The sequence below is a fragment of the Vibrio sp. HA2012 genome (assembly GCF_002812955.1).
GTDB lineage: Bacteria > Pseudomonadota > Gammaproteobacteria > Enterobacterales > Vibrionaceae > Vibrio.
In genome coordinates this window covers 134735-147876 of sequence record NZ_PFXK01000006.1, presented here as the reverse complement: position 1 = coordinate 147876, position 13142 = coordinate 134735, and the positions used below count along the sequence as shown (strand labels likewise).

The 13142-nt window shown below is 39.9% G+C and carries 13 protein-coding genes and 1 pseudogene; 6 read left to right on the top strand and 8 right to left on the bottom strand.

Annotated elements, in window-relative coordinates; all coding sequences use genetic code 11:
- Window positions 1-86: 86 nt before the first annotated feature.
- Both CSW98_RS12520 and CSW98_RS12515 read right to left on the bottom strand, forming a co-directional pair.
- Window positions 87-1127, bottom strand: a complete 1041-nt coding sequence (locus tag CSW98_RS12520; protein ID WP_100800823.1) for a DUF262 domain-containing protein — start codon at window positions 1125-1127, stop codon at window positions 87-89.
- Window positions 1124-2161: a hypothetical protein gene (locus CSW98_RS12515; protein ID WP_198517332.1), complete on the bottom strand. Its 1038-nt coding sequence runs from the start codon at window positions 2159-2161 to the stop codon at window positions 1124-1126. The genes CSW98_RS12520 and CSW98_RS12515 overlap by 4 nt, the downstream gene beginning before the upstream one ends.
- Window positions 2162-2360: 199 nt before the next feature.
- Here CSW98_RS12515 and CSW98_RS12510 point away from each other — a divergent pair.
- The 3 genes and pseudogenes from CSW98_RS12510 to CSW98_RS12500 all read left to right on the top strand — a co-directional run.
- Window positions 2361-2582 (top strand): annotated as a pseudogene (locus CSW98_RS12510) (transposase); the annotation flags it as partial.
- A gap of 142 nt (window positions 2583-2724) precedes the next feature.
- Window positions 2725-3024 (top strand): transposase, encoded by a 300-nt coding sequence (locus CSW98_RS12505; RefSeq protein WP_100800822.1) that lies wholly within the window; start codon window positions 2725-2727, stop codon window positions 3022-3024.
- Window positions 2970-3863 carry an IS3 family transposase gene (locus tag CSW98_RS12500; RefSeq protein ID WP_157810388.1) on the top strand — a complete coding sequence of 298 codons (894 nt, stop codon included), beginning with the start codon at window positions 2970-2972 and terminating at the stop codon, window positions 3861-3863. Before CSW98_RS12505 ends, CSW98_RS12500 begins: the two co-directional genes overlap by 55 nt.
- Window positions 3864-4310: 447 nt before the next feature.
- Here the strand turns inward: CSW98_RS12500 and CSW98_RS12485 are convergent, their stop codons facing one another.
- The 5 genes from CSW98_RS12485 to CSW98_RS12465 all read right to left on the bottom strand — a co-directional run bounded on the left by CSW98_RS12485 (window position 4311) and on the right by CSW98_RS12465 (window position 7695).
- Window positions 4311-4553 carry a helix-turn-helix transcriptional regulator gene (locus CSW98_RS12485; protein WP_100800819.1) on the bottom strand — a complete coding sequence of 81 codons (243 nt, stop codon included), beginning with the start codon at window positions 4551-4553 and terminating at the stop codon, window positions 4311-4313.
- Between the two features lie 84 nt (window positions 4554-4637).
- Complete coding sequence (locus CSW98_RS12480) at window positions 4638-5336, bottom strand: hypothetical protein (protein ID WP_157810387.1); 699 nt, start codon at window positions 5334-5336, stop codon at window positions 4638-4640.
- 60 nt (window positions 5337-5396) lie between these two features.
- Window positions 5397-5624: a hypothetical protein gene (locus CSW98_RS12475; protein WP_100800817.1), complete on the bottom strand. Its 228-nt coding sequence runs from the start codon at window positions 5622-5624 to the stop codon at window positions 5397-5399.
- 59 nt (window positions 5625-5683) lie between these two features.
- Window positions 5684-6712 carry a Fic family protein gene (locus CSW98_RS12470; RefSeq protein ID WP_100800816.1) on the bottom strand — a complete coding sequence of 343 codons (1029 nt, stop codon included), beginning with the start codon at window positions 6710-6712 and terminating at the stop codon, window positions 5684-5686.
- A gap of 167 nt (window positions 6713-6879) precedes the next feature.
- The gene (locus CSW98_RS12465) at window positions 6880-7695 is read right to left on the bottom strand and encodes a hypothetical protein (protein ID WP_100800815.1); all 816 of its coding nucleotides are present in this window, start codon (window positions 7693-7695) and stop codon (window positions 6880-6882) included.
- Window positions 7696-8002: 307 nt separating this feature from the next.
- On the opposite strand from CSW98_RS12465, the gene CSW98_RS12460 reads away from it, so the two are divergent.
- The 3 genes from CSW98_RS12460 (at window position 8003) to mnmH (ending at window position 12057) form a co-directional block, all read left to right on the top strand.
- Entirely contained in the window at window positions 8003-9118 is a 1116-nt protein-coding gene (locus tag CSW98_RS12460) for a GGDEF domain-containing protein (protein WP_100800814.1), read from the top strand.
- Window positions 9119-9829: 711 nt separating this feature from the next.
- Window positions 9830-10822: a carbohydrate porin gene (locus CSW98_RS12450; RefSeq protein WP_100800812.1), complete on the top strand. Its 993-nt coding sequence runs from the start codon at window positions 9830-9832 to the stop codon at window positions 10820-10822.
- A 146-nt stretch (window positions 10823-10968) separates the two neighbouring features.
- The gene (mnmH, locus tag CSW98_RS12445) at window positions 10969-12057 is read left to right on the top strand and encodes a tRNA 2-selenouridine(34) synthase MnmH (RefSeq protein WP_100800811.1); all 1089 of its coding nucleotides are present in this window, start codon (window positions 10969-10971) and stop codon (window positions 12055-12057) included.
- Between the two features lie 76 nt (window positions 12058-12133).
- Here the strand turns inward: mnmH and mak are convergent, their stop codons facing one another.
- Window positions 12134-13042, bottom strand: a complete 909-nt coding sequence (mak, locus tag CSW98_RS12440) for a fructokinase (protein ID WP_100800810.1) — start codon at window positions 13040-13042, stop codon at window positions 12134-12136.
- Between the last annotated feature and the right edge of the window lie 100 nt (window positions 13043-13142).

Sequence of the window (13142 nt, the reverse complement as noted above, 5' to 3'; positions counted from 1 at the left end):
CTTTCACCATATTATAGAGCCCTATCAATAATTTTTGTTCGGGCTCTTTCTTTACTTTAGCAAAAGATAGCTATACACCAGATTTCTTATGAACAATAATCCTGTAGAGCTTGACGACGACGACGTCTTTGAGACTTGCCTCTAGTCGAGTTTTGCATGCTTTTCTTATACTCTGATTGACAACTATTATCATTAAAATTTTTATTTTTATATATTTTATAAAAATCATGCACTTTAGATTTTACCTGGTCATAGGTTTTATCTTTTAAAAGACAATGATAAGAAAATGAAAACAAACCATATAAATGACTTACTCCTGAAATTCTTAAAAGGTCAAGGTCTAAGTCTAGAGAAACTAAGAATTCCGTTATTTCATTAAATTTATTTTCCACATTAGACCACTGAACATCTTTCGTGTTTCTTGCGTATTTTTTATATAAAATATCAAGTTCTTTATCTGTAGAGTTTAATTCTTTACCTTCAATTATAAGGAAAATAAACTCAGAAATAAGTTCAATATCTTCCATTCTTTGCTTATCTGTTGAACATAACACTCTAGACCAATATTTATGCTTAGATAGTTTATATGCTAACTGTATTAGCTTAGAGTTATAATAACTTGCTTGACGTAATTCCTGACCACTTAATTTCTCTCCACTTCTATTTAATCTATCAAAAATTCGGTCAACTACTGAATCATCTTTTGTTTTAATATACTCAATAGGAATTGGGTAACTCCAAAAATCATCAAGATAGTCCTCAAAGAACTCATCAGATTTTAATGTTAAAAAATTAACCCCAGCGATATTTTCATCATATAATGGATCATCAAGGTCATCAGATGTATCAACCTCACCATTAATAAAATCAATAATGGCAGTAAGTCTTTGCTTACCATCAATAACCTCATATTGTGTTTTACCATCTTTATCGATAAATTCCCTTAGGAAAACAGGAGGAATTGGTATATTTTTCAAAATACTATCAATTAATAGTGATTGCTGTTCTGCACTCCATATACTCTTTCTTTGGTACTCTGGATCCATGTTAAATTTATTGAGTAAGAATCCTTCATGGAATGAAGATATTGTCATTGTATTCGACTTTCTAGTTAATTTTATACTCATAAAACAACATCCTTTAGTGTTTTACTAGAATTGAAGTGCACATAGTTCTTAAATAAACTATTCATAACGGACTCAAGCTCTTGATTTACACATGGGTTTATATTAATTAAGTTAGTGTCGTTATTAGGCCCAATTAATAAACTGTCGATTTCAGTTCTATCAACATGCCAATATGATAGACCACAAACGATAACCAAGTCATTTTTTCCATAGTTTTTTAATTTTTCTTCATATAAATTTCTTACGCAAACATTTAGATTATTAGTAGACCTATTTGAATCTCCTGCCGGTGGAATAAGAAAAACAGCGGTATTATTTGTCCATAACTCATCATATTCTATTTGTATATCATCGGCCGCACAATCAGAATGAAGATCATTATAGTTTACTTCAAATGCACTTATATCTCGATCTGTTTCATGCTTAAAACTAATAGATCCATGAGGTTTGAAAATTTTAAATTTTGTTTTTTCCTGACCATTAATCATTGGAGGTAAATTAAAAGAAATCCCAATTTTATTTAATACTCTTTCTAACCATATATCATAGTTATAAGTAATGATAGATACTTCATTAATATCATCATTGTTATTAAGATTTAATAAGAATTTTGACCACTCCCAATCAAAAATATTATCTGGAATTTCTGATATCTGGTTATTATAATGAACAAACAAATATTTCAAGTAATAAACTAATTCTTTATATGCTAGCAAGTATCTCTGTTCATCAGAAATCTCACTCACCCCCTTTAAAGAGAAAACATTTGCACTCGTTACGATCTGTTCAATAATTTCCATTGATTTATTAGAATCAAGATAAGGTCTAGCGCCTAGAGACCATAAATATGGTGTATTTTTTAAAGACAGAAACCCTGGATGAGAGTTTCTAGGCCACTTCAAATCAGAGCCAAATGAAAATAAATTGGAAGTGTCAATTTTCTCCCATATAGACGAATTATCCTTTGCGATGTAGCTCAAAAAATCTATAGTAAAACCGTTACCGATTACTATACATACCTTTTTTTTTGTCATTATTATGCCCTTAATGAACTACTAATTTTACTTGTATTTTTACTTACTGCTATATAGGTATTAGCTTCGCCCTCACTACTAGCCAATAATACATTACCAAAAATAGATCCATATATGAACCGAAATGGGAAAAAGTTTGATCCGCACCAGCAGTTTTGGACACTGAGTTAAGTGAGTACAATCACTAATGAGGTGAACAATGACAACTAAGAAAACTAGAATTAAACATTCCCCTGAATTTAAAGCAGAAACTCTGAAGCTAGCAGAGAAAGTCGGAGTAGCTGCCGCAGCAAGACAGCTTTCTTTACATGAATCTCAAATCTATGGGTGGCGGAAGAACTCGAAGAAAGACACCAATACGAGTCAGCGAGAGCAAGAGCTAGCCGCAGAGGTTGCCAAACTCAAAAGGCAGTTGGCTGAGTAAGCAGAAGAGCTAGAAATTGTAAAAAAGGCTGCTGTAGATTCAAGAGATCATCGCAACATCTTTTTCAATCATGTGTAACGGTAGACTTATCTTGGAGACCTAGTTAGAGGTATTATTCGATACAACTAATGAGGTCAAAATGCCAAAACCTATTTCTTCAGAATTTAAGCGTGAATGTGTCGAACTTGTTGTCGTTCACGGTCACAAACATAAAGACGCAGCTCAAGCTATGGGGGTGGGATTATCTTCGATTCAACGCTGGGTTACACAATATCGCAAAGAGCAGCGAGGAGAAACGCCGAAACCTGCTGCACTCACTCCGGAACAACAACGAATTCAAGAGCTGGAAAAACAGGTTAAGCAGCTTCAGAGTGATAACCAGCTATTAAAAAAAGCCTTCTTCGCTATGGAAATGAACAACGGCAACAAATCGCGCTAAACCTGAAGAAGGCTGGGTATCATGTTCAGCAAATATGCCGTTGTTTATCGATAGCTGCCAGTACATTTTACCATCGCCTCAGACCGAAAACGATTGATGCTGAGCGCGTTCGACTGGAAGCTGCAATGAAGCAAATCCATCATGACATGGACGCAACATATGGTAAACGCAGGATGTTGTCAGAGCTTTTGGACATGGGATTTACTCTGGGGATTGAAAAGGTTCGCCGTTGGATGAAACGTTTGAATCTTGTTGCCAAGCGCCCTAAACAGCATCGTTATCCAATAGGTGGAAAACCTTCAGTTATTGCACCAAACCGACTGAATCGTCAGTTTAATCCGGAGGCCATCAACCACTATTGGTCTGGTGATATTACGTTCATCAGAACAGGGCAAGGTTGGCTATATTTAGCCGTTGTAATGGATTTATGTTCTCGTCGGGTGCTTAGTTGGGCATTTTCAGATAAGCCTAATAGCGAATTAACAATGAGAATATTACGGCTTGCAGTACAGAAAAGACGAATTCAGGACAAAGTGGTATTTCATTCTGATCAGGGATGCCAATATACCAGTGATTCTTTTCAACGGACGCTGAAAGAATACGGCATTGAATCCAGTATGAGCCGTGCAGGAAATTGCCTGGACAATGCGGTAACAGAACGTTTTTTCAGGAGCCTAAAATCAGAACGAGTCAATTATCGACGGTACGAAACACGTCACCAAGCGATTGCTGATATCATTGACTACATAGAACCATTCTACAATCAAAAACGAAAACATTATCGGTTGGGGAATATATCGCCTGTGCAATATGAGATAAATTTACAAAAAACTGCCTAAAACAGTCTCCAATTTTAGTTGACCGTTACAATCTACTATCTGTTCTACAGTGGTTCGCAAATAAGTATTACGCTCAAATTTGGTTGGTTTCGACAGGTATTCACGTAATAGCAATGACTGGATTTCTACCGGAAAGCAAGAAAGCCTTTGCTGAACAAAGGCCTGATCATCACGTTCTACTTGAGAGAGGTCTATGCAACTTTGCATGCAACCTCCTTTCCTTTTGGAGTCAGTGAAAACTCATCCCACCGCTGACCATAGCAATTCTTGGGTTCATATGTGATTAACCCTGCCTGATACAGTTTCTCAATGCTACTTTGAAATAACCGGATAGGTAGCCGCGTTTTGGGTAATGTTGAGCCTTTCATTGGCCCGTAATCAGAACAAACCTTAAACGTTTGTCCTATACCCATCCACACTAGCAAACGCTTTTGCTCTTCAGTTAAATTAGGCATAGCAATCACCTCCCATAGCAAGGTGATCCCGTTTCGTATGGCTATCCAGCCATCGATCTAAATCTTCTTTCAGATAACGAACAGCCCGACCAATTTTAATAAAAGGAGGGGCAATAGTGCGGTTTTTACGTGGCCCTTCCATTCTGGCTTGGCGGAGGAAGGAGCGGCTCATACCAATATAAACCGCGGTTTCTTGTTCTGTGTATGCGCGTTTTTCTACAGTTGTATCTGACACTTTAATGTCTCCTATTGTTTCTGGAGACTTCAAGTTATCGACCCGAAACGTCATATGACGCTACGGATGACGCTGACAATGACGTTAACTTTCAGAACTTGCTTTTAAGTACTTCCGAACCTTATAAACCGTATTTTTTCTAAACGCCTCATAACCCATTTCATTTTCACTCTGGATACCTTTGCCAAACCACACGATATCGTCAGCAGTGACCGAGATCACAGCCGAATCAATATCATAAATACGGTTACTCTCTCGTTTTACATCTTCCCTTATTAGGTTCCATATCTGATCTGCTCGTGCATCAGGAAAAGCTTGGAGTATTCTCAGTACAATTTGTTCAATAGGATGGGTTAACACCTGTTGAGTAGCTGAATTTGTTTCGGTTGAAGCGGTAACTTCAACCGTTGATGCAACCGTTACGTCAGCACTTTTAACCGTAGGGTTACCATTGTCTTTAACCGAATCATTACCAAACAGCTCCGTTATATCCTGTAAATCCAACCGTAACCGTCCCGGCTCAATTGTAATCGGGTTGGTTTGTAAGCGTGTTGAATCAACCTTTGGAAACTGCTTCTTAAATTCATTAGCCTTATCGCCAGGAAAAAAACTAGAAAGAGTATCTGCAAAGGTTCCAACCATTTGTGTTGCGGTTGGAACCGCTGTTATACCAGCGTAAGCCATAATGGTTCGATTCGGTTGAGTAGGCGCTTGTTTCAAGTAGTGGAAGTCAGATTCTGCAATGCTTGGAAATGCTTCAGGTACTGAACGCCAATTCCTCATGCTCTCTGGTTGAACAATCAACAGTCGGCTAGCTGATTGCGCTTCAAATGCTACAGCAAACTATTTGGATACATCGTCAACCAGTTTAACCATACCGTTATAATTAAATGCAGCTGCAACTTGCCAACGGTCATTCAGCTTAATCAAAGCACTTAAATTACAAGCATCAATTAATGCTGAAAAGGTTAACTGACCTGAATCAACCGCATCCAGAATATCACCTATGGTTAAATGTGTTTTCTCTGGTATTTCATCCAGCCTTATAAACCGACGTCTATTTATTGTCATTTTTAGAATCCGTTCAGAATCATTTTGAATTTATTGTAAAAGCATGCAGAAAAAGTGCGCTATCTCTTTGAGAATAATGCCCTTCCAGATTCAGAAAGTAAGTACTTCTGTTTTGGGCTTTTAGGTGAATCAGGATACAACATTTCGACATAACCCGCTTCTAGTGCCGGAAGTAGGTATTTTTTTCTGAATGTAGGCCGATGTTTCAGCCTTACTTTCCCCATTAGTTCAGAATGTGATGCCTGACCTAGTTCATTAAGCGCATTCAAAAGCGCAACATATTCATAATCTTCAGCACTAATGCTGCGGCTATCAGTACTCGGACTTGATTCATTACCGACTTCTTTCAGAGCAATTAGCAATGCATTCAGAATAAAGCTAATAAATGGTGTAGCCTCACTCTGCTTATCTGAATCAGATAATGCCTGATAATAGGCTTCTTGCTGCTCTTTAATTACGCTTTCTACCGGAAGATAGGCAAACAATGGCTGCCACCGACTCAGTAATAACGTTTGCCACAGCCGCCCCATTCTGCCATTACCATCAGAGAATGGATGGATAAATTCAAACTCATAGTGAAACACACCGCTGGTAATCAACGAGTGAGTATCCGTTCTTTCTACCCAGTCTAATAGTTCAGCAACCAATACAGGAACACGATCAGCAGGTGGAGCCATATGAATAAGAGTTTCCCCCCGGTAAATACCTACACCACCATTTCTGAATTGCCCGGACTGTTCCACTAAACCATACATAAGCTGACCATGAGCCTCTAACAGGTCTTTAACCGAACACGCCGACCAGTCAGACAGGTGCTCATATGCCTTAAATGCATTAGTTACTTCCTGTATTTCATGCGGTAACCCCAACACTCTTTTGCCATCAATAACCGATGTTACCTGTTCAAGGGTTAGGGTATTGTTCTCAATAGCCAAGGAAGCCTGAATCGTTTTGATTCTGTTCCCTCTACGTAACTGTGGAGACATTAACTCAGGATTGGATATTTCTAAACGCCCAAGCAGGCCACTGATTTCAGCGACCATATTAAGAATATCGTTGGTGATACTAAAGGGTGGTGTATACGCCATTCTGTTTATCTCTGTTCTTGCTCTTGACCAGTCTAACTTGATCGGTTACTTGATCGCTAGCTTGATCGGTACATAGTCTATGTAGTGCGCGATCATGCTCACTTATTCTGTTCACCCTATAAGGTGCAGTTCTATGTTCCGGGGAAACAGGTATTAAGGTCAGCGGCTTACTTCAAATCCTTAGCATGTTTATCAATCAGAATTTGTGCTGCGTCCAAGCTCAACTTTAGTTCAAGAGCAATCTGTTCTACTTCAAATGCTCGAAGCGCTTTGCACTCCAAAGCATCCCGTGAGATATCCTCTAATGCATAATACGCAGATTGTGGAGTATGATCATACGGGTCACGTATTTGATCGGGATCCTTCGTCCTCTTCGCAAGCGCGCTCACGAGCTGTGTAGTTAGTTGATTTGTTTCGTAGGCAGCTAGCTCTTCAATGGTTCGGTCTGAATTTTTACAGTAAGAGGCCTCTTTGTTTTGGCTACAGATCTTTTCCTGAGAGAGAGCTTTAAATTGAGCATATAGCTGCACTCGATCAGAAAGATTGATTGCATCAGCGATAGGCTGCCAGTCAATATTAGGATTATCATTTATAAACTGGTTGAGAACCAGTTTATCCTGCTTACTTAATTTCGACAGCTCCGTGTGAAGAACTGTATATTCGAATAATTTGAGTTCTTGATAGCTAGGAGTATCTAAAAATGGCATGAGGCAGTTAGATGTATCTGCAGCAAGTAGATCATCTTGAAGATTTAGCAGTGGCTTGGATACTCTTCTTATCAGATTTTTCCTGACCTCATCCGACAATGATTCTTTAGTGTTAGTACTCAATTGATAGATTTTTTCTGCTCTGTGGACAGCATCCTTTGCCCGTGCGATGACTACTGCTCCGTGAATTGATGCCGAAGCCACGGTACTAAAAACGCTCGTAACAAGAAGCATGCTGATTGCTTTACTGAAGATTCTGCGATAGGTACCCATCATGAATTCTACCTTTGATTAAACGTATCTACTGTAGCAGATGTCCTCACTGTTGGCATAAGTTTTGTACCAACGCTCTCTTCTCTATACCCTGTTACCTATATCTGCATCAGCTTCAAGTTACGGGGCTAACTGTGCATATCTCAGCATCATTTTCAGATCTATTTCGACGAAGATGGTTTTAAATCACTCTCCTAAGGTATCTATTCCGTCAGAATATACCATATAATAGTAGTGGAAATATCAAGGCGATCTTTATCAAAAGTATCTTATACTCTATACTAAGGAAAATGACGGATTTTTTAGAACATTGAAAAACATATATAATAAACTAGAATTAAAAGATCAGCTTTATGCAATATTTTTTGCAGTGAGTGCATTGTTATCAGCAATCGGGTTTATCTTAGGCCTTATTTTCCAATCCTCTTTCTGGATGAATCTTCCTCATATTATCATCATATTGATGTGTTTAATTTTACCCATAATCGTAAGAAAATCATTAACAGAAACTGCAAAAATTGTTATGTGGATTGTTTCTGTTTTTTACCTACCTTTTGTATTTTTTACCAACGCCGGATATAAAGGTGCAACACCGATTTATCTTGTCATGATTATCGTTTATTTCGCTTTTCATTTTAGCGGAAAACATCTTTTTTATTCATTAATATCTCTTAATTTATATTACGCTATACTTATTATATGGAGCTTTTATCATCCGTCCATAATCGTACCCTATCCTGATGAAATTGCCCATTTAATCGATCTATGTGTGGCCGTATTTGCAGTTTCCTCGGTTTTAGTCACGATTTCTTATTCTACATTCAGAGGATATAAAAAAGAACGTCGGAATGTCTATAATTTAATGGAAGAATTAAAGGCACAGAATAAGGCACTGAAAGAACTATCGATTAGAGATCAGCTAACCGGAGTATTTACGAAAAAATATTTTCTAGATAAACTATCAGAAGAGTTCAAAATAGAAAAAAATCCTTATTACTTCTATGTTCTTATGGTAGATGTCGACTTTTTCAAAAATATAAATGATACCTATGGACACCTCTTTGGTGATGAAGTTTTAAGGTGTGTCGCCAAATCCATAGAAAATAGTATCCGTAGTTTTGATGTTGTAGCTCGTTACGGGGGAGAAGAATTCATTATCCTTCTGAGTCATTCAGATATAAAAAATGGATGGGAAGCTGCTGAACGTATTCGTGAAAATATTGAAGATTTAGTATTCAGAAATACAGTAAAGGTTACAGCCAGTATTGGTATTTCGGTAAACTGCGCAGAAGATACTGTGGAAGATATTATTGAAAGAACCGATAAAGAGCTTTATAAAGCAAAAAACAGCGGACGAAACAAAGTTTGTGAATGGAAAGAAAGCATAGTGCAATCTGGCCAGAATGCTAAAAACAGGGCGTATTGACGCCGCGATTATTCTCGACATGCCATCCCTGCTGGCTCAATTATATGTTACTGATTTCTTTGATTTTAAGAAAGCAGGCTATTTTTAGCCTAGCAAAATAGGCAATGACTATGGTATGCCTTTATCCCCCCCACTAGCAGACAGACTGAATCAAATACTGCAGGAAATGATAACAGACAGATGTATAGGCACGATTTATCGTGCATGCGACCTTTCAAAATTTATCCACTAACCTCCAGCTCATCCTTCCCGTCACCACTCCCCTTTATGTCAAAAACAGATGAAACAATGTTCTAACTTCCCGAAAAAATCAAAAAACCACAGAAAAAGCCCTAAAACATACCAATTAAAAACGAAATCGTTCCCACAAAATAAAATCAAATAAATTTATAAAAATCAGTATAAACCAAATAAAAACACCAAAATAATCATGAAAAACCAATAAAACATAGATTTGATCTCATTTTTATATAGATCGCATTCACATAACAAATGGTTTTTATGAACCAAATCAAAACAAACCACATCACCTTTCGGAACATTCCCGAAAAGTGATCCAATCGAAAGTTTAATCTGCCTCGCAAATGTATTCTCACATCCCATCATTGATACGAATTAAATCAGTTCAATGAATATGTAGCCTGAGGGAAAAATAACGCACGGATGTGCCTCTCAGCACAAAAAACAGACATTCTAAAATGGAGCTAAATAATGAAAGCTAGTGGTATCCTGAAACTATCTACACTTACTCTACTGACTTCTGCCGCATTAAGCGCTCATGCCGGAACCAGCGTAACCAACGATATGGGCACCTTTGCCATCAGTGGTGACGTGGAATTTAATACTGATTACCGCAATCAGGACAATGGAACAACGGATGAAAAAACCTATGATCAGAATGGCCGTCTTCTGATTGGCATTTCAGGTATGCGTGATGTAGGCACAAATGGTTATATTGCAACCAATGCTCAGATCTTACTGAACATGAACAACTCTGACGATGGTGTAACAACCGATGATGCATGGATTGCTATGGGTGAAAAAAATGACTGGGAAATCAAACTGGGTCGTTTTGAAGCTTACAACCTGTTCCCGGCAGGTCAGGATACTTATCTGAACCACGCTCAGGACGTTTATACCGCCAGCTATGCTCGTGGCCGTAGCGACCACGGTCAGATCAATCTGGCAAAGACCATGGACAAGGTTTATTTTGAAGTTAGCGCTAACTTCAGAGGAGAAGGTACTGGTAGTACCGCAGATAAAGATGCCGTCTTCCTGCGTCCAGTTGTTGCCGTATCTCTGACCGATTCACTGAAACTATCTGCTGGTGCAGAATTTAATATGACCGCTGATGAAGATGATGCTGCGAACGACTTTACCGGTTATGGTGCCACTCTGAACTATGCTGCCGGTGATGTGAATATCAACATCAGCTATGCTGCCCGTGAGTTTGATACGACCGATCAGGATGACACAACATACGGTGTAAACGCCCAGTATAAAAATGCCTTTATCGGTTATGTCCATGGTGAAACAGACACAGCAACCACAACTGAAGTTGACACTGTCTATGCTTCTTATAAGTTTGCAAACATTATGGATGTAGAAGACTTGGCTCTGTATTTGGGTGTGTATAACTCCGATCAAAAAGATACCGATGTATCTGACAGCGGTGCTCGTCTGCGGGTTAAGTACCTGTTCTAAGAAGCACTCAACACTGCCTTTTTCTTTTTCCCACCCTGTCAGGGTGGGTTTTTTCATTATATATAGAGGGAAGTATTTCAAAGATGACAGAAAGTCACCAGCAGGAGTAGAATCTGAATTCTTTCAAAACGCTGACCGAGGTACCGATGCTGCGTCCCAATTGCAATGACTATCGTAGTCTGTTTGTTAATGATATACCACTGATGGATACCCGGGCTCCGATTGAGTTTATTCAGGGAGCTTTTCCTCACTCAGTAAACCTTCCGCTGATGACCAATGACGAACGTACCGCTGTGGGTACCTGCTATAAAAGGCATGGGCAGGAAGCCGCCATCAAACTCGGTCATCAACTGGTCAACGGAGAAATAAAAGCCGAACGCATAACGCACTGGAAAGCCTTTTGTGAAGCTAATCCGAATGGCTATCTTTACTGTTTCCGGGGTGGTATGCGCTCACAAATCACCCAACAGTGGCTAAAAGAAGCCGGTATTGATTATCCGTTTATCACCGGTGGTTATAAAGCGCTACGCCGGTTTCTGATCGATACTATTGATGAAGTCGCCAACCAGCCAATGTTGATCGTCGGTGGTAACACAGGCTGTGGTAAAACCATACTTATCAATGAATTAGAAAATGGGATTGATCTGGAAGGCGCAGCCCATCACAGAGGGTCGTCCTTTGGCCGCTTTGTCACCCAGCAGCGCACTCAGATCAACTTTGAAAACGAACTGGCGATCCAGATGATCAAAAAACAGGCTCGAAACATCAATGGGTTTGTGTTTGAAGATGAAAGCAACTTTATCGGCTCAGCTAAGCTGCCGCTCTCATTAAGCCGCAGTATGCAGACAGCTAAGCTTGCCGTGATCGATGATCCTTTCGAGATCAGAATTGCACGCCTGCTGGAAGAGTACGTAGTGAATATGCAACGGGATTTTGTTCAGCATTATGGCGAAGAACAGGGCTGGATCCTGTTTGCAGAATATCTGGAAAAAGGTATGTTTAACATTCGTAAACGCCTTGGGCTGGAACGTCATCAGGATCTGATTAAAGCACAAAAATATGCCGTACATATTATGCAAAGTACGGGAACACTAGATCATCACCATGACTGGCTGGTTCCTTTACTGGAACAGTATTACGACCCTATGTATACCTATCAGCTCAGCAAAAAAGCAGAACGAATTATCTTTAAGGGAGACTACCTGCAAGTAAAAGAGTGGCTGAAAAATCAATAAAACATCCGCAACTCCTACTTCCGATCTCCCCTTAGCAATCCGATCTCCCCTTAACAAAAAGGGGAGAACCCGACATTTACACCTTGGGCCATAACCAGGCCGCTCCCCGAACACCACTAGAATCACCATGTACTGCCGGTAATATCGGTGTAAAACACTCCTGCCCAAAGACATATTCCACCAGCAGTTTCGGCACATTCTCATACAAGCGGGCAATATTGCAAACCCCGCCGGCAAACACGACAGCATCAGGGTCCAGCACATTGATATAACCGGCCAATGACTTAGCCAACCGTCTTTCGTAAGCTTCCAGAGAACGATTGGCTATCTCATCACCAGCCTCGGCCAGTTCAGCAATCTCTTTACCTGTCAGCGTCTGTCCGCTACGACGCTCATAATCGGCGCACAAACCGGTTCCAGAGACAAACTGCTCGATACAACCATGCTTACCGCAGTAACAAGGGGTAGCATCGGCAAATTCCCGTTCTTCCTTATCCATCCAGGGTAATGCGTTATGTCCCCACTCACCACCAATGCCATTTCCGCCGATATGTGGTTTACCGTCAATCACGATACCAGAACCACAACCGGTTCCCAGAATCAGTGCCACTACAACCTTTTTACCGGCTCCAGCTCCATCTGTTGCTTCAGAAACTGCCATACAGTTAGCGTCGTTGGCAATCCTCACCTCGCGTCCCAGCAGATCGGACAGATCTTTATCCAGCGGCTGTCCATTCAGCCACACAGAATTGGCATTTTTTACCACCCCGGTATACGGTGAAATGGTGCCAGGGATCCCAATCCCCACCGTACCCGTTTGCCCTGTCACTTGTTCAGCATCATCCACCAGCCCTTTAATTGCAGCCAGAGTTTGCTCATAAGAGCCTCTTGGTGTCGACACCCGCTTCCGGAATCGCTCTTCTCCGCAATCAGATAACGCGATGACCTCAATTTTGGTGCCACCTAAATCAATCCCTATGCGCATTTTTTCTCCGCTTTTCTGTCCGTAAGGTGAATATCACTATTCTGGGTAACTTTAGCAGGAAAAACTGTGCGATTTATCATAGTGACCGGATTAAACCAGC

Excerpts from the sequence above, each read along its gene's own strand:
- CSW98_RS12520 (WP_100800823.1), bottom strand. The coding sequence starts at position 1,127 with ATGAGTATAAAATTAACTAGAAAGTCGAATACAATGACAATATCTTCA.
- CSW98_RS12515 (WP_198517332.1), bottom strand. The coding sequence starts at position 2,161 with ATGACAAAAAAAAAGGTATGTATAGTAATCGGTAACGGTTTTACTATA.
- CSW98_RS12505 (WP_100800822.1), top strand. The coding sequence starts at position 2,725 with ATGCCAAAACCTATTTCTTCAGAATTTAAGCGTGAATGTGTCGAACTT.
- CSW98_RS12480 (WP_157810387.1), bottom strand. The coding sequence starts at position 5,336 with ATGAGGAATTGGCGTTCAGTACCTGAAGCATTTCCAAGCATTGCAGAA.
- CSW98_RS12475 (WP_100800817.1), bottom strand. The coding sequence starts at position 5,624 with ATGACAATAAATAGACGTCGGTTTATAAGGCTGGATGAAATACCAGAG.
- CSW98_RS12470 (WP_100800816.1), bottom strand. The coding sequence starts at position 6,712 with ATGGCGTATACACCACCCTTTAGTATCACCAACGATATTCTTAATATG.
- CSW98_RS12465 (WP_100800815.1), bottom strand. The coding sequence starts at position 7,695 with ATGATGGGTACCTATCGCAGAATCTTCAGTAAAGCAATCAGCATGCTT.
- CSW98_RS12450 (WP_100800812.1), top strand. The coding sequence starts at position 9,830 with ATGAAAGCTAGTGGTATCCTGAAACTATCTACACTTACTCTACTGACT.
- mnmH (WP_100800811.1), top strand. The coding sequence starts at position 10,969 with ATGCTGCGTCCCAATTGCAATGACTATCGTAGTCTGTTTGTTAATGAT.
- mak (WP_100800810.1), bottom strand. The coding sequence starts at position 13,042 with ATGCGCATAGGGATTGATTTAGGTGGCACCAAAATTGAGGTCATCGCG.